16 protein-coding genes are annotated in these 23231 nt (G+C 57.2%); 10 read left to right on the forward strand and 6 right to left on the reverse strand.

Annotated features, from left to right (window positions below):
- Positions 1-96 precede the first annotated feature (96 nt).
- A complete protein-coding gene (gene dnaG / locus E5201_RS03205; protein ID WP_140984549.1) occupies positions 97-2001 on the forward strand; it encodes a DNA primase in 1905 nt (634 codons plus the stop codon).
- Positions 2002-2073: 72 nt separating this feature from the next.
- Positions 2074-4134 carry an RNA polymerase sigma factor RpoD gene (gene rpoD / locus E5201_RS03210; RefSeq protein WP_140984550.1) on the forward strand — a complete coding sequence of 687 codons (2061 nt, stop codon included), beginning with the start codon at positions 2074-2076 and terminating at the stop codon, positions 4132-4134.
- A gap of 65 nt (positions 4135-4199) precedes the next feature.
- Here the strand turns inward: rpoD and E5201_RS03215 are convergent, their stop codons facing one another.
- Genes E5201_RS03215 through E5201_RS03240 form a run of 6 tightly spaced genes read right to left on the reverse strand, consistent with a single transcriptional unit; the run spans position 4200 to position 12459 of the window.
- Entirely contained in the window at positions 4200-5255 is a 1056-nt protein-coding gene (locus E5201_RS03215) for a COG3904 family protein (protein ID WP_140984551.1), read from the reverse strand.
- A gap of 55 nt (positions 5256-5310) precedes the next feature.
- The gene (locus E5201_RS03220) at positions 5311-5493 is read right to left on the reverse strand and encodes a hypothetical protein (RefSeq protein ID WP_140984552.1); all 183 of its coding nucleotides are present in this window, start codon (positions 5491-5493) and stop codon (positions 5311-5313) included.
- A gap of 47 nt (positions 5494-5540) precedes the next feature.
- The gene (locus E5201_RS03225; protein WP_140984553.1) at positions 5541-7175 is read right to left on the reverse strand and encodes an alpha-L-fucosidase; all 1635 of its coding nucleotides are present in this window, start codon (positions 7173-7175) and stop codon (positions 5541-5543) included.
- A gap of 19 nt (positions 7176-7194) precedes the next feature.
- Complete coding sequence (locus tag E5201_RS03230) at positions 7195-8265, reverse strand: glycoside hydrolase family 43 protein (protein ID WP_219993537.1); 1071 nt, start codon at positions 8263-8265, stop codon at positions 7195-7197.
- Between the two features lie 15 nt (positions 8266-8280).
- A complete protein-coding gene (locus E5201_RS03235; RefSeq protein ID WP_140984554.1) occupies positions 8281-10245 on the reverse strand; it encodes a sialate O-acetylesterase in 1965 nt (654 codons plus the stop codon).
- Between the two features lie 18 nt (positions 10246-10263).
- Positions 10264-12459, reverse strand: a complete 2196-nt coding sequence (locus E5201_RS03240; RefSeq protein WP_140984555.1) for a WD40/YVTN/BNR-like repeat-containing protein — start codon at positions 12457-12459, stop codon at positions 10264-10266.
- Between the two features lie 221 nt (positions 12460-12680).
- Here E5201_RS03240 and E5201_RS03245 point away from each other — a divergent pair, with 221 nt between their 5' ends.
- The 8 genes from E5201_RS03245 to E5201_RS03280 all read left to right on the forward strand — a co-directional run bounded on the left by E5201_RS03245 (position 12681) and on the right by E5201_RS03280 (position 23226).
- Positions 12681-13781, forward strand: a complete 1101-nt coding sequence (locus tag E5201_RS03245; protein WP_246050367.1) for a LacI family DNA-binding transcriptional regulator — start codon at positions 12681-12683, stop codon at positions 13779-13781.
- Between the two features lie 234 nt (positions 13782-14015).
- Complete coding sequence (locus E5201_RS03250; RefSeq protein WP_140984556.1) at positions 14016-15182, forward strand: fumarylacetoacetate hydrolase family protein; 1167 nt, start codon at positions 14016-14018, stop codon at positions 15180-15182.
- Between the two features lie 63 nt (positions 15183-15245).
- The gene (xylB, locus tag E5201_RS03255; RefSeq protein WP_140984557.1) at positions 15246-15995 is read left to right on the forward strand and encodes a D-xylose 1-dehydrogenase; all 750 of its coding nucleotides are present in this window, start codon (positions 15246-15248) and stop codon (positions 15993-15995) included.
- Positions 15996-16113: 118 nt separating this feature from the next.
- The gene (locus E5201_RS03260) at positions 16114-17040 is read left to right on the forward strand and encodes an SMP-30/gluconolactonase/LRE family protein (protein WP_140984558.1); all 927 of its coding nucleotides are present in this window, start codon (positions 16114-16116) and stop codon (positions 17038-17040) included.
- Between the two features lie 28 nt (positions 17041-17068).
- Positions 17069-18853, forward strand: a complete 1785-nt coding sequence (locus E5201_RS03265; RefSeq protein ID WP_140984559.1) for an IlvD/Edd family dehydratase — start codon at positions 17069-17071, stop codon at positions 18851-18853.
- 558 nt (positions 18854-19411) lie between these two features.
- Complete coding sequence (locus E5201_RS14955; protein ID WP_246050368.1) at positions 19412-20578, forward strand: cell wall hydrolase; 1167 nt, start codon at positions 19412-19414, stop codon at positions 20576-20578.
- Between the two features lie 307 nt (positions 20579-20885).
- Positions 20886-22613: a methyl-accepting chemotaxis protein gene (locus E5201_RS03275; RefSeq protein ID WP_140984560.1), complete on the forward strand. Its 1728-nt coding sequence runs from the start codon at positions 20886-20888 to the stop codon at positions 22611-22613.
- A gap of 244 nt (positions 22614-22857) precedes the next feature.
- Positions 22858-23226 (forward strand): hypothetical protein, encoded by a 369-nt coding sequence (locus tag E5201_RS03280; protein WP_140984561.1) that lies wholly within the window; start codon positions 22858-22860, stop codon positions 23224-23226.
- Positions 23227-23231: the final 5 nt, after the last annotated feature.

Consider the following 23231-nt stretch of genomic DNA (forward strand, 5'->3'; position numbering starts at 1 on the left):
TGGCCAGACAAGCTGGCCACCTCCCCCGTAAACAGGGGAGGAGGTAACAGGTGTTTTATGCCTTAACTTTGTGGGACAAAGGGGTATATGTAAGGCGTGCGCTTCGATGATCATTTTTTAGAAGAACTGAAATCCCGTCTGCGGCCTTCCGAGGTGATCGGCCGCACAGTGAAGCTGCGCCGTCAGGGTCGCGAATGGGCGGGGCTGTCGCCTTTTTCCAAGGAAAAAACGCCGTCCTTCTATGTCAATGACGATAAGGGTTTTTATCACGACTTCTCAAGTGGCAAGCACGGGGACATTATTTCCTTCCTTCAGGAAACCGAACGCCTGAGTTTTATGGAGGCGGTCGAAAAGCTGGCGCTTGAGGCGGGCATGGCCCTGCCGGTGCAAACGCCGCAGGCCGCACAGGCGGAAATGAAGCGCCAGTCCCTGACCGACTGGATGGAACTGGCGGCCAAATGGTTTGCGGCGCGGCTTTATGACAAGTCGCCGGGGGCGATGGCGGCACGGGAATATCTGCAAAAGCGTGGCCTGACGGATGCGGATATTGCGCATTTTGGTCTCGGCTATGCACCGAAGGAGCGCACGGGCCTTAAGGACGCCTTGGTGCAAAAAGGGGCCAAGGTCTCCGAACTGGTGGAATGCGGCCTGCTGATCCAGATTGAGGGTTCGGCACCCTATGACCGTTTCCGTGACCGGCTGATGTTTCCGATTGAGGATGCGCGGTCAAAGGTCGTGTCGTTCGGCGGGCGGGCGCTCAATCCTGATGAGAAGGCCAAGTATCTTAACGGGCCGGAAACGCCGCTGTTCCACAAGGGAGCGCTTTTGTACGGCCTGCCCAAGGCGTTGAAGATCATGGGGGAGAACCGTGGCGGCGATCTTGTGGTGGTTGAGGGCTATATGGATGTGCTGGCCTGTCAGCGGGCGCAGATTGCGGCGGTGGCCCCGCTGGGGACGGCCCTGACCGAAGAGCAGATCGATGTATTATGGCGCAGGCATCCTGAGCCGACCCTGTGTTTTGACGGCGACGGGGCGGGACAAAGAGCTGCCAATCGGGCGCTGGATCGTGCCTTGCCCAAACTCAAGCCGGGGAAGTCGTTCAAGGTCTGCCTGATTGCCGGTGGGCAGGACCCTGATGACCTGTTGCGGGAAAAGGGGGCTTTGGCCCTGAGGGAAGCGCTGACGGTTACGCAGCCTTTTGTCGAGGTTCTGTTTAAGCGTGAGCAGGAGCTGGAACCGCTCGATACACCGGAACGCAAGGCCGGGTTTAAGAAGCGGTTGCGGGCCTTGTCGGCGCAGATTGAGGACAAGGATCTGTCCGAAGCTTATCGGCAGGATTTGCTGGAGCGGTTTGACCGGCTGTTTGCCCCTGCACAAGGGGCGGGGTTTCAGCCACGTAACGGCTTTCAGAATCAGAATTTTCAGAACCGGCCGTTTCAGAAGGGTAAGGGCGGCAGATTTGCCGAACCGCCCAGCTATGTCACCCCCGAAGGTGGACGGGCGGCCAAGGCCCTGTCTGTGGCGCTTGACCCCATAAGTGCGGCCGTGGCGCAAGGCTTGCTGGATCATCCCGAATGGCTTTCGGATCATGTTGAGGCGCTGGAGACCTATGGTTTGGGCGATCCGGCGCTGGAAGGACTGGCAAAAGCGGTGGTTGGGGCAAGTTTTATCCACGATCCTCTTGACAGGCAGACCCTTAACCGCCATCTGAAAAACCAAGGCTATGACGCATTGTTAGGCGGGATTCAGACGGCAGCCCTCAGATCGGCTTCGCCATTCCTCGCACAGGACATATCACTCGCGGATGCTCATAACCGTTGGCTGACTGCGTTTAACGCGCTTGCGCGTTTGACAGCGCTGGAGCGTGCCCTTATTTCTGCCAAGACTGGCGCAATGCAGAGTTTTGATGCAGAAATTTTCGCCCGTACCAAACTGGAACGCGATGTCTTACGGAAAGCCTTGAAAAGCGGACAGATTTTTGAAGAACCAACGACGGAATAAGCTTGATTTCTCGTTGAAAACCTTCGTTATTATTAGGCCAGACGCGGTATTTGCCGCACGGCGGAGACATAAATGAGCCAAGCGACGGAAAAACCCGAAGCCGAAACATCCTCTGACGGCCCCTTGCTCGACCTTACCGATGCAGGCGTCAAAAAATTCATCAAACAGGCCAAGACCCGTGGCTATGTGACGATGGATGAGCTGAACAAGGTGCTGCCTTCCGAGGAGTTCACGTCCGAGCAGATCGAAGACACCCTGGCCATGCTCACCGAAATGGGCGTCAATGTCGTCGATTCCGAAGAAGACGTGGCCGAGGGCGGCGAGCTTGTCGTGCGCGAAGAAGCCGGTGCGGTGGTCGAAACCGCCAAGACCTCGGCCTATGACCGCACGGATGATCCGGTGCGTATGTACCTGCGTGAAATGGGCTCGGTTGAGCTTTTGTCACGCGAAGGCGAAATCGCCATTGCCAAGCGCATTGAGGCCGGTCGGGACACCATGATCCGTGGCCTGTGCGAATCGGCGCTGACCTTTGAAGCCATTATGGTGTGGCGCGAGGAACTGGAGTCCGGTCGTATCCTGTTGCGCGAGATTATCGACCTTGAAGGCACCTATGGTGGCGGCCCCGATGCCGGCCCGACGGCGGCACAGCTTAATGGTGAGGAAGAGGAAGAAGCCGAGGATACAACCGTTATCGCGGCACCTGCCCCGGCACCGGTTATAAAGGCGCCGGAACCCGCCAAGGCGGTATCGGTCGAGGTTAAGGAAAAGTCGGGTGATGAGGACGATGATTACGTTCCGCACGACGAAGCCGAGAAAAAGCCTGAGGCCGAAGAAGAGGACGAGGACGATTTTGACGATGGCGCTGGCCCGTCCGTATCGGCCATGGAATCCGAACTGCGCGAAGGGGTTATGGAAACCCTTGATGCCATTGCGGCGGAATTTGAAACCACCTATCGTCGGGCGCAGGAAAAGCTTCTGACCGCCAAGCTGGAAGGCCATGCGGTCGATCCGGCTGACCGTGCGGCCTATGATGAGGTGACCGCAGCGATTACGCGTCACCTTAAGACGCTGAAGCTGAATAACCAACGGATCGAAGCCCTTGTTGAGCAGCTCTATACGATCAATAAGCGTCTGATGAGCCTTGAGGGGCGTCTGCTGCGTCTGGCCGATTCCTACGGTATTTCGCGTCAGGAATTCCTGCAGCACTACTATTCGCGTGAACTCGATCCGCAATGGACGGACAAGGTGCGCGATCTTGGGGTGCGCTGGCAGAAGTTTGTCGACCTCGAAGGGCCTTCGATTGCCCGTATCCGTGGCGAAGTCTCGCAACTGGCGGCCGATATGGGCGTGGCAGTGGATGATTTCCGCCGTATCGTTCAGACGGTACAAAAAGGCGAGCGTGAAGCCCGTCAGGCCAAGACCGAAATGGTCGAAGCTAACTTGCGTCTGGTTATCTCGATTGCCAAGAAATATACGAACCGTGGTCTTCAGTTCCTCGATCTCATTCAGGAAGGCAATATCGGCCTGATGAAGGCCGTTGATAAGTTTGAATATCGCCGCGGTTACAAGTTCTCGACCTATGCGACCTGGTGGATCCGGCAGGCTATCACCCGCTCGATTGCCGATCAGGCGCGCACCATCCGTATTCCGGTGCACATGATCGAGACGATCAACAAGATCGTACGTACCTCGCGTCAGATGTTGCATGAAATCGGACGTGAACCGACGCCTGAAGAGTTGGCGGAAAAGCTGGCCATGCCGCTTGAGAAGGTGCGCAAGGTTCTGAAAATCGCCAAGGAGCCGATCTCACTTGAGACGCCGATCGGGGATGAAGAAGATTCGCATCTCGGTGATTTTATCGAAGACAAGAATGCCGTTCTGCCTATCGATGCGGCCATTCAGTCTAACCTGCGTGAAACCACGACCCGCGTGCTGGCGTCACTGACACCACGTGAGGAGCGGGTTCTGCGGATGCGCTTTGGTATCGGTATGAACACTGACCACACCCTTGAGGAAGTCGGTCAGCAGTTTTCGGTTACCCGCGAACGTATCCGTCAGATTGAAGCCAAGGCGCTGCGTAAGCTGAAGCATCCGTCGCGCTCACGCAAGCTGCGGTCGTTCCTGGATTCGTAGGTTCGGTATATTTTAAAAAGACGCCCGTTGTCAGTTATGGCAGCGGGCGTTTTTTTTGCCTGTAATCAGAAGTCCTGATTGTAGCATTGATCGGCAAAGTAGGTGATCTTGTCCCTGACTGGCTCCAGTTCCATGCTCGCCCCCCAACGGTAATCGCGACTGTCGGCCTCAATCCACAGGCCAAGGCTTTGGGTCTGACTGAGGGCGGCGACCTGTTCCTTGCTCAACTGACGGACGATCCACAGGACGCTTTCGAAGGGTACGAGATTGGGGTTGTCTTCGCGCGGAAGGGTTTCCTGATCGTCAAAGGTCAGATAGGCGCGTTTGGCCCACTCATATTGTGCGAGCGTGAGTTCGGGCGAGGTGGCAATGCCCGCCGTGACGGTGACTTCGCGGTGCTGGTTACACAGGAATACCGTGCGGACGGTGACATCATGCTGCACCTGTTCCAGACGCAGATAGGGCAGCATATTGACCAGCTTGATTTCGGCCGTGGTGATGTGTCTGCCGTTATTGGCAAAACGCATTTTCAGGGCCTGAGCGGGGGGCAGCCAGGTTATGTCGGTATGGCTGGTAAAGGCGGCGGTTGTATAGGCCTGAGACTGAACGCCCATACGGTCGAGATAATCGACGATCAGGGCGGTAATGGTCTGGGCCTGACCCAGGTCGCCCTGATTGGTTTGGGTCGAAAACTGGTGCAGGCCAAGTTGATTGTCACGTGTCAGGAAGCGATATACGCCGCCCGCAAAGGCATAGGAACAGGCGCTGGCGCAGATGGCCGTTGAGGCGCTGTCGGTATCGTCGGGATTGCCGACGGCGGTATCAAAGCCCTTGTCACGGATGACTTCACCGAGTTCCAGTCCGCCGAACAGATTGCCGCCGGGGGAATCAAACACGACCGTTGCCCACGCTATATTGTGCGTTTTGACAAAGTCCAGAAAGCGCGGGCGGGCGTCTTTATCGAAAGCGCCACGGGCATAGACTGTGCCATGCGCGCCTGCGCTGGCCGATTGTGAGGAAACGACGAAGTGAAAGCCCAGAGTGTCTTCGTAGGCTTCGGCACGGGCCTGAGGGGCGGCGAGAACCAGCAATAAAACAAAAGCCGTTAGCCTGCGTATCATGTCATCACCCCGCCCCTGAGTATCGCTCGAATAGTATCGCTGGGCAGGGATTTAATCAATCGGGACGGTGCAGGCTTTCGGGGTGGTTCGGATCGATGCCCAGCCACTGAAACCAGTCGCGCTTGGGTAACGGACAGGCGAATGGAGACGGGGGCTGGGCGGATCGGTTCTGACGCGTATCTATGGCCTGCAAATAGACGCAGAGGTGTTCGTGATAACGGTTAAGGGCCGGCGTCATGAGTTAAGCAGCGTTTCCATAGTTTTATCATGGTTTTTTAAATGAACTCATGTGAGTCCGCTACCCGATATTTTCAGAACCGGTGTGAAGGTCGGCCTTTGATCCGGCAGGCGAACATTCAGACCGTTAACAGACAGGCCGAAATCGAGCGGTGCGCCATGGCCCAAAAGTTCCACGCGTTCGATATTGCCCTTGCGTTGGGGGGCACCTTCGGCAAAGGCGGTCAGGCTCATGAAGCCGTTGTCCGGCCAGTCCTGCCCCAGGGCATAGAGCGTGTCGCCCCTGGTGGTGTAGCGGATGTCCTGAGGACCGAAGCCTTTTTGAGCGCTTTCATTCTGCATGCCTTCGGTGAAACGGGCGGGGCCTTCGCCGTAAATATTCCAGACGCGGGTGGCAAAAATCGCCTCACCATTGACCGCCATCCATGACGCCATGTCTTGCAGGATTTTGGTGGCCTTTTCGTCGACCTCGCCTGAGCCGCGCTGAGGCACTGACAAAAGCATGTTTCCGTTTTTCGAGACCACATCGGTCAGGCGCTGAATGACGTCCTTGGCGGTTTTATAGCCATCGCGTTCATAGAGGCCGCGATCATAGTGCCAGTCGCCAAGGCACGTGCAGGTCTGCCAGTAGTCCTGACGCAGGCGGTCGGAGAAGCCACGTTCGACATCATCGACAATGGCGCGCTTCTGCCAGTCCTCAAGTTTTTTGCCCGTAGCGACGGCCTCAAGTTTGCCGTCATGCCATTTCCGGTTCTGGTTATAAAAGTGGGCGGTGGCGTCAAGGCCCGCCTGCTCGAGCGGCAGGCCGTAATTGTCATAATAGACGAAATCGGGCTTATATTTATCGACCAGATCGTTCTGACGCAGTAGCCATTGTTTGGCGTACCACGCGTTGGGCGAGGTCTCCAGCCACTGGCCGGAGTGGGTATTGTGATGGGCTTGCATGTCGGCAATCGAGGTAATGCCGTCAGGAGGCACCATGTCGCCATGCGTGCCGGTATAGAGTTCCTGAGGGTCAAGACCTTCCCACCACTTGCCCTTGCCATCGGCCTTGGTCAGGCGGGCGGCGTCATAACGTACGCCGCGCATCGGGCCTTCGGGGTCATAGCCGTAGGCCGTCTGCCACCAGTGCCAGGCATGGGCGGCGTGGTTCGAGACGCCAAAGCGCAGGCCAGCGGCCTTAACCGCCTTTTCCCAACGGCCGACAATATCCATCTTTGGCCCGACATTCAGCGTATTCCACTTGTGGAATTTGGAATCGTACATATCGAGATTGTCATGGTGGTTCGCCATGGAAACGATATATTTCGCACCGGCATTCTGAAACAGTTTGACCTGTGCCTCAGGGTCCCATTCGGTGACCTTCCATTGGTTCATGATCTCCATGAAACCGAAATGGGCGGGGTGGCCGTATTTGCGAATATGGGCGTCATATTGCCAGTGGCCCTGAATATACATGTGCCGCCCGTACCAGTCGCCGGATTCCGGCACGCATTGCGGCCCCCAGTGTGACCACAGGCCGAGCTTGGCGTCTTTGAACCAGTCAGGCGTCTGATAGCTGGCCCCTAAGGATTCCCATGATGGCTTAAAGGCTGAAGACTGTGCTGCGGCCGGTTGGGCGGCGATTGCGGCCCCACTTAGGGCGGCGGCGCTGCCCAGCATCTGGCGTCGGGTCTGGTTCATGGGGTTTCCTCAGATTTTTTTAGGGTTTGTAAGGGGGGACGGGGGATGGGTCGAGATCAAGATCAACGCGCTGACGGGTGATGACGATGCGGTCGCCTGTGTCATCGACCTCATAGAGCTTGCCACGGGCGTTACCGAAAGGGCGGTGCACGATCAGCATCGGCTGGCCGTCAAAGGTGTCAAACAACATGCCGTGGCCGGAGCCTTGGCCGAGCAGCATGGGCAATTGCTCCCAAGGCCCCTTGAGATCTCCGGTTTTAGAGCGGGCCTGTGTCTGGAAATAACCGTCCTTACCCCAGCTTGACCAGATCATGATCAGTGATCCGTCCTGTGTGCGCCTGAGCTGCGGCCCGTCGGTGACATAGGCCTTTACGTCCTGTTGCGGGGCTGTCCATTCGGAGTCCGAGCCTTTGAACAACGGAACAGACGGGCCTTTGGCGGTCAGGTCGTCATTGAGCGGCAGGGCGGCCATGACGCCGTCGCGGGTTTGAATCCATTCATGGGCATAGACCATCCATGGCTTGCCTTCAGGGTCTCTGAACAGGGTGCCATCAAGCGAGAGAATATCTTTGGGTACAACCGGTTCGGCGTCGCGCATGACGGTGAACGGGCCATCCAGCGTGTCGGATACGGCCAGAATAGTGCTGCGGCGGTAAAGGTCGCGGCCCGTATGCGGGCTTTTGCCATTAGGGGTGGCTTCGTTGTGGGCTGTGACAAAGAGATAATATTTGCCCTGCCATTCATGGACTTCGGGGGCCCAGCCGCCACCATCGGCCCAGATGCCTTCGGGCAGTTTGAAGACAAGTTCGGCCTTCGACCAGTGTTTCAGGTCACGGCTTTTGTAAGCCATGACGCCCACACCTTCTGTGCCGCTGACGCGCGCGATATTCGAGGTGAACAGATAATAGGTCTGGCTTTGTTTGTCCGCGACAATGAACGGGTCATGCAGGGGCATGTCGGGAAGGGTCAGGGTCGCCTCAAATGCCCTGGCACTCAGGGCGGGTGCGGAGGTCGCGGGTTTATCCGCGCAGGCCGTTAAGGCGAGCGCGGACATAAGACAAAAGGCGGGGGCAGTTACCAGCAGGCGCATAGACATTTCCTCAGACTATTTAGGTATGTCTATCTCAAACGGGGTAACCGGCAGATCTCCGGCGCTATAGAGATTAATATAGGGAGAATCGGCCCAGGCGTAGCGCACCTTAACGGCGTCAACGGGGGCGTTTTTGAGAATGATGGTGTCGCCTTCGGCGCGGGCATCGGCATAGGTGCAGGCGTTTTGCGCGTTACAGGTTTCAAAGCCGATAGCCACAACGGCGCTATAGGTTTTCAGGCTGCCCTGAGTGTCGTTAAAGGAGATGACAAGGTCCGAGCCTGAGCGTTTGACGCCGGTCGGTTCGGGACTCAGGGCCACAGTTTCACCATAGGCGATGCGGCGTAAGCCCAATGCCAGACGGTCGCCGACAACTTTTTTCTGTGACGGGTGGATGTCTACGCGGTCGCCGAAATCGATCGACACGGCCAGTACGGCGTTTTTGTCAGCATTGACGGTGCGGCGCTGCACCTCGCGCAGTTCAGCCCAGCCGGAGGTGACCGGTTCCGTGGCGACCGGGCCGAAATTGGCCAGATGCACGACGGCAAACGGCAGGTCAGGCTGACGGAAAGCTTTGCGCCAGTCGGCAAACAGGGTCGGCAGGAGGGTGGCATACTCGGTGGGCGAATAGACGTTCGATTCGCCCTGATACCAGGCCACGCCCTTGAGGGTATATGGCGCCACAGGGGCGATCATACCGTTATAAAGGGGAGACAGGCCGGAGGTATCTAACCACGGCATGGTCGGTAGTGTGGCCTTAAGGCCGGTCAGAGGGGTCGAGACCTTATAGCGCCATTCGGCAGGCAAAGGCACACGGGTGCCGTCCTTAAGGATGACCGCGCGGGCATCCGTTGGCCCCCACAGGCCGCCGCCTCCGGCACCATCAAAGGCGCGCACGGCGATGATATTGTTGCCACTTTTGAGCAGGCCTTTGGGCAGATCATAGAGGCGGGATTTGTTCCAGCTTTGGGTTGCGCCAATCGGTGTGCCATTGACATAGGTGGTGTCGGCATCGTCAACTGCGCCGATTTCGATGGCCACGGCGTTGTCTGCCTGAGCTTTGGTCAGGGTGACATGGTTGCGGAACCAGACCACGCCATCAAAGAAAGCAAATTCCGGTATGCCCCAGTGCTCCCACTGGCGTGTGGGGGTGACACGGGCCCAATCGCTGTCGTCAAAACGGGTACTGGCCCATGTGCGTTTAACGGCGGCGTCCGGCTCGTTCTTTTCCCACCAGTTGACGGTCAGGTCACGCCATCTGGCCTCGGCGCCTTTGGGGTCGGTAGCATAGAGCGATAATATCTCGAGGGACGGCGCGTAGTCGCCGGTTTGTCTCAGGCCGTCCTGACTGATCCAGGCCTGCGCGGCGGTGCCGCCCCATGAGGAATGGATCATGCCGACGGGGACGCCGGTTTTGGCGTGCAGGGCTTTGGACATGAAGTAACAGACGGCAGAACTTTCGCCTGTGGTGTCAGGTGAGGCGATGTTCCAGTCCGGTTTATAGTCCAGATCGCGCAGGGGGCCACCGGCGCGGGCATCACGATTGAGGGTCACAAAGCGGATATGGTCGTTGGCTGAGTCGCGGATTTCGTTACGGGCATTGGTGGTGTAACGGGTCTGGAACTCCATGTTCGATTGGCCCGAACAAAGAAAGACGTCACCGGCGACGATGTTTTTTAGGGTCGGGCCGTTTTTCAGGCTAAGTGTATAGGTCGTGCCGGTGGCCAGCGGGGTGAGGGTGGCTTCCCAGCGCCCCGTAGCGTCAGTGGTGATGGTCAGGGTCTGTGTGCCGATGCTTAAGGTGACCGGTTCGCCCGCCTCAGCAAAGCCCCAGATAGTCACCGGTGTGTCGCGTTGCAGCACGGCATTGTCACCGAAAATCTGGGCAAAACGCGGTGCCGCCTGTAATGACAGGGGCAGGGCCAATGCCGTGAGCGACAGCATCAGGGCTTTGAGCGGGGCTTTGATGGGGGCATTCATAGGCAGGTTTCCTGTCATCTATTGCGGGCTGGGGGGTGTACTATCCGTCGAAGGGCGGACAAAATCACCTACCATAATACCGCGACCGCCAACGCCTAAATAGAGGCGGCCGAAAATGCGCGGATCGCCGACAAAGCTATAGAGTGCGCCGAACTGTTGTTTGTCATTGGTCAACCTGACCCAGCGTGCGCCGATATCCGGCGACATATAGATACCCTCGCGGCCATTCAGCTTGCCCCAGACAAACAGTGCCGGATAGTTTTCCTTGGGGTCACCGGCTCCGAAGGTCACGGCCCAGACGGTTTCAAAGCCCGGCACATTCGAGAAGGTCTTGCCGCCGTCATCGGAGACATTCAGGCCGTTCCAGCCGCCCAGCCACAAATGGCCTTCGTTGTTGGGGGCGGCGCGCATGCGGCTGCCCCATTCGATGATCGAGGTTGACCCTGTCCTGAACGAGGTCCCAGCGTCTTCGCTATAGTAGACGGTCTTTTTGCGGTTATCATAAAGGTAGAATTTCAGCGGATTTACGCGGTCGGATACCGGATAGATATGGCTTTCGCTGTTGAGCGGTGCGCCGGTGGATTTCACCCATGTCTGGCCATAGTCCGACGACACATAAGGCACCGAGTTTTTGGGAATCCACATAATGCGTGAGGCATCGGCATTAATGGCTATGCCCATGGTCTCCGTGCCGTGGTTTTGCGGATCGTTGATGGTTTCGGGGTGGGATGCGAAGCCGCGCCAGTTTGTGCCGCCATCAGTGGATATATAGCCATAGGGGCGTTTGTCCGACGTGCGGACAATGATTTCAGGCTTGTCTTCGGCAAAGTCGATGCTGCGGTTGCTGCCGCCATTGGGGTCGAAATAGGTGGCACCTTTGACGTCAAACAGATCGTCATGGCGGAACCCGCCAATGTCGCCGAGCGCGCTCAGAAGGTGTGCGCCTTTGGGGGGCGAGATGAGTTCGAGCGGAGCGGTCTCCTCAAGGCCTTGATTGGTGAACAGCCATTCAAGTTTGTCGCCCTTGTCGAAGTGGATCAGGGTGCGGCTTTCCCACAGGCCATAGCCGGTGACATAGAAACTGCGGTCAGGGTTAAAGGGATCGATCTCAATGTCAGCGATCCAGTGACCGAGGCGGTCGTGCCTGCCCCCCGAAAAGGGCACAAGCCAGGGCGCATCAGAGGTATTGAAGTGTGAGGCCTTGCTTAAGGGTTTCCACGATTTACCGTTGTCGGTCGAGCGGAAGATTTCATCGCCCGACCCCCAACGGTTTAACGTGGAGACAAGTAAGGTGCCGGGGTTGTTCCGGTCAAGCGTCAGGCCGGCATAGCCAAAGGTTTCACCTGCCGGTTTAAGCGGGGTAATGTCGTCCCATTTGCCGGTAGCGGGGTCATAGGTTTTAACCGCGCCATCGGTGACGCCGTTGGGGCCCAGATTATTACCAAAGGTCAGGAACAGCTTGCCGGTGGCATCCCGTTCGGCATGATGCGGCATCAGGTTTTTCGGGGCACCTGCGACCGGTTGCCAGTTTTGGCCTGCATCGGTGGAAACATAGAGGCTTTGGCCATTCCGGTCTTCGACCCCGGCATAAAGCGTCGGGCTTTTTTCGTCCGCCAAGACGAACAGGATATGTTTGGCGGGCAGGGCAGTCTTTTGCCAGGTCAGACCGGAATCAAGGCTTTGCCACAGGCCGTTTTTGCTGGTGCCGAGATAGAGGGTGGTGCTGAGGTTCGGGTCAACAATCAGCCGTTCGCCGGTTGAACGCCCGTCTTCGTTGCCACCGAGATAAAAAGGCAGTTCCGTCTTCTTCCATGTGGTGCCGCGATCCGCAGAGATAAGCAGCGCCGCCTTGCGGTTATATTCGCTTTCGTGGGTGTAAAGCCCGCCCGCCAGATAGACAAGGTCAGGGTTTTTCGGGTCAAGTCCGATGCTTAGGACACCCATCAGGGCGGCATCGTCACGCCCCAGATGATCGAGCAGCGGTATCCAGCGGTTTTGCGCCGGATCATAGCGGTAGGCCCCGCCAATATCGGTGCGGGCATAGAGCAGGCCCTGTTCAGTCGGATGAAACACAAGGCCCGGCACGAAACCGCCGCCGCGCATATCGGCATTCTTCCAGACATAGCGCAAAGGCTGAGGGGGGGGTGAGGCTGAGGGTTGTGTTAAGGCGGGCGTGGCGACAAGGCACAGTCCTGCGAGGACCCCGGCAATCATGCGGTACATGCTTATTTACTCCCCTGAATTTTATTATATGTTTGCGCTATCATGGAATTGGCGCACCGTTTTTGCAAGCGGAATTATTTTTCACAAGTGAAACATTTGGCGCGCTTATTTTGTGATTTTTGAGGGGTAGTTGAAGGGGGCTATGCGAGGGCTTTACGCCAGAGTGAACAACGTGTCATAATTGCATCAGAAAAAGGGATTTAGCGGCTACGATGACGATTCGCAGCCAAGGGGTCAGACTATTGGCGCGTAAAATCAGCCGTCGCGGTGGCAGCATCGTTACCATCCATGATGTGGCCCAGCATGTCGGGGTTTCGCCCATGACTGTTTCGCGCGTGATCAATGCCGAAAAGAATGTGCGCGAAGAGACACGCAAAAAGGTGCTTGAGGCCATAAAGGTGCTCAACTATTCGCCCAATATGGCGGCGCGGTCGCTGGCCAGCCAGGATTCGACACGTGTCGCCCTGATCTATTCCAACCCCTCCATGTCCTTCCTGAGTGAGTTTTTGCTCGGCATTTTGCAGCAAAGTTCACAGAGCGGCTGTCAGCTGCTGATTGAAAGCTGCGAAGGCCCCGAGGGGGTTGCCGATGTGCTTGATAAGCTGAGAACCGTGGGGGTGGACGGTGTCATTCTGCCGCCGCCGCTCAGCGACTCAACCCGTGTGGCCAAGGCGCTCAAAGACATGAAGCTGCCGTTTGTCGGGGTGGCGACTTCACGGCCTTTGCCGGATGTCTCAAGCGTGTCGATTGACGATTTCAAGGCGGCCTTTGCCATGACGAGCCGTCTGGTGGCATTGGGCCACAAGCGCATTGGATTCATCAAGGGACACCCCAATTCGTTCTATAGTGAGCTAAGGTATAATGGGTATGTCGAGGCCCTGACCAAGGCGGGCATCAAGGTTGATCAGGCCTGTGTCGGACAGGGCTATTTCACCTATCGTTCGGGCTTTGATGCTGCCGAAAGTCTTTTGTCACGCCCGGATCGCCCGACGGCGGTCTTTGCCAGCAACGATGATATGGCGGCGGGCGCGGTGGCGACGGCACATCGGCTGGGGCTTGAGGTGCCGGATGATGTGACCATTGTCGGTTTCGATGACACCTCTATGGCCTCAAGTGTCTGGCCGGAACTGACAACCGTGCGTCAGCCGATTTCCGACATGGCGGCGCTGGGGCTTAAGATGCTGTTGGAGCAGATTAAATCGAAGCGTCAGGGGCAGGCGCTTAAACCGGTGCACGAGATTCGCGACTTTGCCATTATTGAGCGGCAATCCTCGTCGGCCCCTGTGCCGGATGCCGAGGTCGGGCGAAAATAGTATAAATCGCTAAATTGTGCGTTTTGTCTTGACAATGGCCACCGTCTGCTGGAAATGGTAGCGCTATCATGCTTGGTCGGGCTCCGGTGCTGAGGCGCAGGCTGCCCGTCGGGTCAAAAAAGAAAAAGGCGGCGCGCTAAGCCATGCCATCGTCACAGGTTGAAGCAGAAACAAAATCATTCTACCGAATGAAGCGCGGGGGCGGTTCGGTTCAATGAAAAAGGTATAGGTATCATGACGGATTTTCTGGCTGATGACTGGCGTTCAGCTACACTTGTAGGACGTATTATGACTTCGGACGGGCCGACGCCTGTTCTGGTCAGACAGGGCGAGGTCTTTGACGTCAGCGCCATTGCCGCGACCGTGGCGCAGTTTCTGGCGCAGTGGCCGGAAAGCGGTGCGCAGGGCGGCGTTTCGCTGGGTCGCCTTGAAGATTTCGATTTTGCCCCTGTTTGGGAACGCGAAGGCAAGGACACCCTGTTGTCGCCCATCGACCTTCAGGTCGTAAAGGCCGCCGGTGTAACCTTTGCTGTGTCTGCGGTTGAGCGGGTGATCGAGGAACGCGCCCGTGGCGATGCCGACAAGGCGCAGGCCATACGTAACGATCTGTCCGAACGTATCGGTGGGGATATCCGTGCCGTGGTGCCGGGGTCTGAGTCGGCGATGAAGCTGAAAGAAGCCCTGATCACTGAGGGCCTGTGGTCGCAGTATCTTGAGGTCGCGATTGGCCCTGACGCTGAAGTGTTCACCAAGTCGCCCGTCCTTTCGACCGTTGGCTGGGGCGAAGAAGTCGGCGTGCGTTCGGATTCAACCTGGAACAATCCTGAGCCGGAAGTGGTGCTGGTGGTGACGGCAGATGGCCGTACCGTGGGCGCGACGCTCGGTAATGATGTCAATCTGCGCTGCTTTGAGGGGCGTTCGGCATTGCTGCTTGGTAAGGCCAAGGACAATAATGCGTCCTGTGCGCTCGGGCCGTTTATCCGCCTGTTTGATGACGGCTTCACGATTGATGATGTGCGCTCGGCCGTGCTTGATCTCAAGATTGACGGGCCGGAAGGCTATGAACTGACCGGACGCTCATCGATGGATCAGATCAGCCGTGACCCGCTCGAGCTGGTGCGTCAGGCCATGAGTGAGCACCATTATCCCGATGGCTTCGTGCTGATGCTCGGGACGCTGTTTGCGCCGACACAGGACCGTGATGTCGCCGGTCGGGGCTTTACGCACAAGGTCGGGGACATTGTCCGCGTAAATACACCGAAACTTGGACGTCTGGAAAACCGTGTCAATACGTCTAAGGACGCACGGGCCTGGGTGTTTGGTATTACGGCGCTTATGCAAAATCTGGCTGCCCGTGGGTTACTTAAGGGTGGAAAACCTGCCCGCACGGATGCAGCGTAAACTGCCAGAGCGGATTTCTTCAGAGAAATGCCGCCCTGATTTTTGTTAGAGAAAGACGAAGGCATGTCATCAGCGATTTATCCCAGCCTCAAGGGGCGCAAGGTTCTGATTACCGGCGGGGGGTCGGGGATCGGAGCGGGGCTGGTGCAGGCCTTCGTTCGTCAGGGCGCAAATGTGCATTTCATCGATCTGGTCGATGAGGTGAGCGCGACGATCGATACCGGCGTGCTGGGGAGCGCACCGGTCTATCACCTCTGTGATCTGACGGATACGCCGAAGCTTGAGGCGTTGTTACACGCCATTCAGGCGGAAGGGCCGGTCAGCATTCTCCTGAACAATGCTGCACGCGATGACCGCCACAGTCTGTCGGAAATTACGTCTGAATTTTTCGATAAGAATATCGCCGTCAATCTCAAACATATGCTGATGTGCGCGCGTATTGTGGCACCGGGCATGAAGGCGCTTGGCGGCGGAGCGATTGTGAATTTCGGATCGATCTCATGGCATCTCGGTCTGCCGGACCTGACGCTTTATGAAACGGCCAAGGCGGGTATCGAAGGCATGACGCGCGCGCTGGCGCGTGAACTGGGCCGCGACAATATCCGCGTGACGACGATCATTCCGGGCAATGTCAAAACGCCGCGCCAGATGAAATGGTATACGCCTGAAGGGGAAGCAGAGATCGTCAATTCGCAATGTCTTGATGGCCGTATCGAGCCACAGCATGTGGCGTCGCTGGCTTTGTTCCTTGCATCTGATGATGCGGCTTTGTGCACGGGGCACGGCTATTGGATTGATGCAGGGTGGCGGTAGACTGCGCATCGCAAAGTTTTGGCCTGACGGCCAAATACATTTGCGATGGATCATACGGGCGATCCTAAGCTCGGGGCGGCCCTTCGCTTAGTCTCGTCTTTTTTCTAAAGAGGTTGGTATGAGCGACATCACCTGCGTCTGGGATATGAAGGCCACATTGGGTGAGGGGCCGGTCTGGCGGGCGGCGGAAAATGCTCTGTGGTTCGTCGATATCAAGCAGAAAAAAGTGCATCGCTTTGATGCGGCAACGGGTGAGACGCGCAGTTTTGATGCCCCCTCAGAGCCGGGGTTTCTGGCACCGGTACGCGGTGGTGGATTTGTTGTTGGCTGCAAGGGCGGGCTTTACCGCTTTGATGAGGCGGGCGGGTTTACCTTCTTAAGTCACGTCGAGCCGGCGCATCTCGATAACCGCTTGAATGATGGTTTCGTCGATCATCAGGGGCGGCTGTGGTTCGGTTCCATGCACGACCCTGAAGAGAACCCAACGGGTAAGCTTTATCGCTTTGATAGGCGTGGCCTGAAGGTCATGGATGAGGACTATGTCATCACCAATGGCCCGACCATCAGTCCGGATGGCCAGACGCTTTATCATAACGACACGCTGAAAAAGCATATCTACGCTTTTGATCTGGATGAGGCGGGCGAGATTACGGGCAAGCGCCTGTTTGCGCAGCTTGATGTCGGGCAAAAGGTCGAAACAGCCGGTGAGGTTTGTTACGCGCCTGACCCGCAAAGCCCGCATGGCGAAGGCTATTTTGACGGGCCGGTGGTTGATGCGCAGGGCAATGTCTGGGCAAGCCTGTTCTTTGGCTGGGGCATCAATGTCTATGCGTCGGACGGGCGGTTGTTGCGCAAAGTCAGCTTGCCGGTATCCAATGTCACCAAGATCGCTTTTGGCGGGCCTGATCTGAAGGCCGTCTATGCCACGACCGCTGCCAAGGGGTTGTCGCCGGAGGACATCAAGGCCCAGCCGTTTGCCGGTGGTCTGTTCCGGTTTAACAGTGACATCGCCGGACAGCCGCAGAACGAAATCTCATTCCTATAAAAACGCCTTACAAAAAAGGTACGCACCGATGACCCGCACACCCGCTACACCCAATGGCCGTTTCCGGTCTCAGGAATGGTTTGAAGCCCCCGGCCATATCGATATGGCCGCCCTCTATCTTGAGCGCTTCATGAATTACGGCATCACGCCGCAGGAACTGCGTTCGGGCAAGCCGATCATCGGTATCGCCCAGACCGGCAGCGACCTTAGCCCGTGTAACCGTATCCATCTGGAGTTGGCTAAGCGTACGCGTGACGGTATCCGCGATGCAGGTGGCATTCCGATGGAGTTCCCCTGTCATCCCATCTTTGAGAACTGCCGCCGTCCGACGGCAGCGGTCGATCGTAACCTGAGTTTCATGACTTTGGTGGAAATCCTGCATGGCTATCCGCTGGATGCGGTAGTGCTGACGACCGGCTGTGACAAGACGACGCCTGCGGGGATCATGGCGGCGACGGCAGTGGATATTCCGGCCATTGTTCTGTCGGGCGGGCCGATGCTTGATGGCCACCATGACGGTGATCTGGTGGGGTCAGGAACGGTTATCTGGCGCTCACGTCGCGCGCTGGCGGCGGGTAAGATTACTGAGGATGAGTTCCTTGAAGCGGCCTGCGCCTCGGCCCCTTCGGCAGGCCATTGCAACACTATGGGCACGGCCTCAACGATGAATGCGGTGGCCGAGACCATGGGCCTCAGCCTGCCCGGTTGTTCGGCCATTCCTGCGCCCTATCGCGAGCGTGGTCAGATCGCTTATGAAACCGGCAGGCGAATTGTTGAAATGGCCTATGAAGACCTGAAGCCGTCGAAAATCCTGACAAAGGCGTCATTCAAGAATGCTATTGCGGCGGTCGCGGCGCTGGGCGGCTCCACCAATGCCCAGCCGCATATTGTCGCCATGGCCCGTCATGCGGGCATTGAGTTGACAGATGACGACTGGATGCAGGCCTATGATATCCCGCTGATCCTCAACATGCAGCCTGCGGGCAAGTATCTGGGGGAGCGCTTCCATCGCGCGGGCGGGGTTCCGGCCATCCATGTTGAGTTGCTGAAGGAAAAGCTGATCGATGGTCAGGCCCGGACGATTACCGGCAAGACTCTGGCGGAAAATGTGGTCGGGCGGGAAACGCGTGATCGTGAAATGATCCGTACCATTGCCGAACCCTTGATGGAGCGGGCCGGTTTCCTTGTGCTCAAGGGCAATCTGTTTGACTTCGCCATCATGAAGACCAGCGTGATCTCAGATGAGTTCCGCCAGCGTTATCTTTCCGAGGCGGGTCGTGAAGGCGTGTTTGAAGGCAAGGCGGTCGTGTTTGATGGCTCCACCGACTACCATGAACGTATCAATGATCCGTCTTTGGGGATTGATGAACGCACCATTCTGGTCATTCGCGGCTCAGGACCGGTGGGTTGGCCCGGTTCGGCGGAAGTCGTCAATATGCAGCCGCCTGACGCGCTGATCAAACAGGGTATTACTTCCTTGCCGACGATTGGTGACGGGCGGCAGTCAGGTACGGCGGATTCGCCCTCTATCCTCAATGCCGCGCCGGAAAGCGCGGTCGGTGGTGGTCTGGCCTGGTTGCGCACAGGCGATATCATCCGTATCGACCTCAATACAGGGGCCTGTAACATGTTGGTGGCCGATGAGGAGATTGACCGTCGCAAGGCGGATGGTATCCCGCCTGTGCCCGAATCGATGACCATGTGGCAGGAGATCTATCGCCAGACGGTAGGTCAGCTGAATACGGGGGCAGTAATGGAGCCGGCGTTAAAATTCGCACGCATTGCCGAAAAAATGCCCCGCCACAATCACTAAATCCGGTTTTAAGGCCGCCATTGCGAAGGGTCGGAACAGGCAATATTCGCGATTACGGAAAGTTTATAAATTGTTATTGAATCCAGCGCCTTGCCCCCTGAGACGGGAGCGGGCGCTTTTTTTTACGTATTTTCGGCTGAGTTTCTCTTAGGGGCGCATAAGGAAATCTTCGCTATTTTGTAATCGCAAATAATAAATTGCGGCCCCCTGTCAGCAAATAAGAACAGATGGCGTAAATCAAACGCATTTATACTTGGATTTTGGTCCCAGTAAAGCGTGGCGTAACTTGGGCGGGAATGAGTTGAAAGTCGCCTGATCGTTGAATTGGGCCTTGATCAACTCAGGGGGTTCATATATTAACAAGCTGTAAACACATTTTGAACACTTTTGTCGTGTTAAAGGCGCGCTCTATCACGTGGTTGTGAAGTATGCGTGTGTGAGGTCGCGGGACGGGCTGGTGGTGTTTTTCGCCGCGTTCGTGACCTTTGGTCTGATGTCTTTCGGGACAGGCCATTGTTTGGGGAGCCTTAGCGCTCTCGCCACAGAGGACTAGATCTTTTGCGATTCCCTTTTCCATTGCGTGCACGTGTGCGCCTGTTTTTGGCCGCCGGTAGTGCGGGCCTGATGATCGGCGCAGCCGCCGGATCGGCCTGGCTAGGTGGTCATTTGGCGCGCCAGTCGCAATTGCAGTATCAGGCTGCCAATCTTATTACGCTTGACGGCAATGCGCCTCAGGCGGCTCACCTTCTGAACGTCAAAAATCCTAAAGGCGCGCAAAACCGTGGCGCGCTTACGCGTATCAAGCAGGCCGGTTTTGGCGATGCCGATCTTGACCGCCGTGCTCTGTCACTGGTGATGCGTTACGATTCTTATGTGTCACCGGTTGAAACCCTGCGTCTGCGTGAGCAGGACCAGCGCCAGACGCAGCTAGCCGCGGTACGCCAGAGCAAGCTCGGTCATGATGGGGCACCGATTGTTCAGGCCAGTATGGGCATGGGGCTTTTGAATGAAACGCCTTTTGGTAAGGCGCGTCCGGCGGCACCGTTTGTCCTGAAGAACAAATCCCACAGTGACCTCGATTGCCTGACTCAGGCCGTCTATTATGAGGCGCGCGGCGAAGGCGAAGCGGGCATGCGTGCCGTGGCACAGGTCATTTTGAACCGTGTCCGCCATCCGGCCTACCCCAAGACCATATGTAATGTCGTTTATCAGGGTGCGGAGCGTCGTACCGGTTGCCAGTTCAGCTTTACCTGTTCCGGTGTTATGGGGCGTCGCGTCGAAAGCGGTGCCTGGAAGCGGGCGCATGTTGTGGCTTCGGCGGCCCTGAACGGGGCGGTGGCCAAGAGTGTCGGGTCTTCGACACATTTCCATACGCTTGAGGTACGCCCCGTTTGGCGTCATCGCATGGATCACATTGCGACCGTGGGCAATCATGCCTTCTATCAGTTTCCGGGTAAGGGCGCGCGTATGGTGGCCTCTGCGGATGAAATCCGTCCGTCGGCTCAGCCTGCGGTGGCTCGGTCTGTAGCGCCTGCCAAGGAAGCTGATGATGCGGCGGAACTGGTGGCGGTGCTTGAGCGTCAGGCGTCGCAGACACGTGATGCCGAGCGCCCGGCAGAAAAGGCCGTCAAGCTGTCGGCACCGGTTAAGGGCGCTGAGGCTAAGGCCGTTATTTCAGGCGTTAGCGCCAAGCCAGCCGAGGCAGATACCGCTCAGGACGGTTAGGCTGGCCTAAGGCCAAAGCCATGATTTTAAAGCCCGTCCCTCTGTGGGGACGGGTTTTTTGCGGTCTTATGTAGCTTTTCATGACTTTTTTTAACCAAAACGTCTTGTATTTGGCTTTGTTAGCAATTCGACAACTATGTTCTGACAACTTTCCGCCAACCGGCGACTGCCGGAGGGGGCGCGGCTGATTCGCCGAGGGCCACTTCTGAGGCTGTTCGTCATCTGCCGCACTGAAAAAGGCGGTTTCAAATAATAATGAATGGGCAACCCCGAACAGGTGTCGGGGCGAAGTATGTCAGGGGCCAAAATGACAAAACCGAAGTTTAATAAAACGGGTAAGGGCGGGTTGAAGCTTTCCAACTGGTCGTTCACCCTGAAGTTTATGACGCCTGCCGCTGTGGCAACCGTACTGATTGCGGCTCTGGCGTTCGGTGCGCTTACGGTGATGGACCGTCAGGGTAAATCAATTGATAATATTAACAATGTCAGCCTTCCGGCGGCTGTGGCGCTGGGGGATATCAAGTCCGGTATTCGCGGCGCCAATGGTAATCTGTTCCGCGCCCTGACCGATCAGGCTTCGGGCACGGCGACCAATGCCGGTGCGCAGGTCACGGCTGTGGTTGAGGAACTGGGGGCTATTGAGACCCGTGCCAAGGCGGAAGCCGACAAGACGACCAACGCTACGCAGAAAAAAGATCTGGAAGAGCTGTCGCGCGAAATCCGCACCTATAAGGAAGCGGTGGAATTTGCCGGTTCGGTGATGGAAGTCGACTATGCGTCGGTTGTGCCGCTGATGTCGCAATTCGATGCCGGCTACGCCAAGATGTCGCAACTGGCGGACAAGATCATTGCCGCGCAGGTGGCGCAGGCGAAGACCGAAGCCACCGCTGCCAAGAATGCGCAGACGGCCGGCATCTCGTTCCTGACCCTGTTTGCGGTGGTTGTGGCTGTGGTGTCGTGTGGTATTGCCTACATGTTCTCGCGCACGACCGTGGTCGGCATCAATCGTATTGCCAAGACGACGGAAGAACTGGCGCGCGGTAATCTGGATGTCGATATTTCGGCGCTTAGCCGTGGCGACGAACTGAAGTCCGTGGTCGACAGCCTGAATGTCTTTAAGTCGAACGCCGAAGAAAAGACCCGTCTGGCCGAGATTGAAGCCGCGACCCTCAAGACCCGCGAAGAACGTACGCGTCAGATGTCTGAACTGGCTGAGCGTTTCCGTCACGAAGCGCAGGACATGCTCGATGCCCTGTCGGCGGCGGCCTCTGATCTGGATACCAATGGCCGTACGCTTTTGACCATTGCGCAGGAAAACGAGCGTCGTTCGCAGTCGGCGGTGTCCTCTATCCGTAATTCGGCAGACAATGTGCAGAATGTGGCTTCGGCGACGACCGAGCTGTCGGCCTCTATTGGTGTGATCGGGGATCAGGCCGTGCGTTCGGTGGAAATCGCCGCTGAAGCCGTGTCGGAAGCGGATCGTACCAACGACTCAATGGCTGAACTCAGCCGCGCCGCCGATCAGATCGGTGAAGTGGTTGACCTGATTAACGCCATTGCCCAGCAGACCAACCTGCTGGCGCTGAATGCGACCATTGAATCGGCGCGTGCCGGTGAAGCCGGTAAGGGCTTTGCGGTTGTGGCCTCGGAAGTGAAGTCTCTGGCCCAGCAAACCGCCAAGGCGACCGATGAAATCCGTGACCGCATCAAGGATATCCAGACTGCCGCGCAAAACGGTGTGTCGGCGATCCGCGGGATTGGCGCGACCATCAAGCACATGAACGAGATCGCCTCTTCGATTGCGGACTCGGTGCATCAGCAAGGTGACGCCACTAACGAGATTGCCCGTAACGTCAATGAGGCCTCTGACGGGACAACGACGGCGTCTTCGTCCGTGTCGCAACTGTCGGCCTCGGCCGCAGATACGGAAAAGGCCTCGACCGAAATGCTTGGCGCGGCGCGTCAGCTGACCGACCGTACGCAGGCAATGGGCGAGAATATCCGTCGCTTCCTGTCGGAACTGACGGCGGCCTAAGGCCTTATATCTGGCGGGCTTGCGTGGCTCCGCAAGCCATCCTAAGCTATGGATATAACCCCCGAAGTGATGCTTCGGGGGTTTTTCTATTCTGCCTTAAGGTTACAGATTGTATCTCTGCTTCACAAAATAAGTAATGATGGTTAATGCGCTGCGGGATTCATGAACCGTTAAATCTAAATGCCTAGAAAGCGCCTCGATCACAGGAAGAAGCCTGTGCAAACTGTTCAGAAAGAGTAGTCTCGTGTCGTATAAAACAGCTTTTATTCTTGCCGCCGCCCTGTCTTGCTTTGGGGCCTCGGCTTTTGCGCAATGTGATGAAGCTCAGGAAACCTCGGTGGGTAAAACCGTTGCGGCCCGTGCATCGGCTGCCGTTTCCAAGGCTGTAGCCGTCGAAGGCAAGCAAATGGTCAATCTCAGCACCTGCGAAGCCGTTGGCGGCGGTTATACGGCTGACTTCAAATATAACTTCCTTGGGGCCGGTGGTCTGTACTGGGCTGAAGGGTCTGTGAAGATCAGCAAGGCCGGTGAAGTTGATCTGCGCCTGCGTCGTCTGAGCCCGAACCTGTCGGAAGCTTCGGCCAAGTCGGGTGTGAAACTGGCGGCGAACTAAGCTAA

The organism is Asticcacaulis tiandongensis, assembly GCF_006475605.1.
Taxonomy (GTDB): domain Bacteria; phylum Pseudomonadota; class Alphaproteobacteria; order Caulobacterales; family Caulobacteraceae; genus Asticcacaulis; species Asticcacaulis tiandongensis.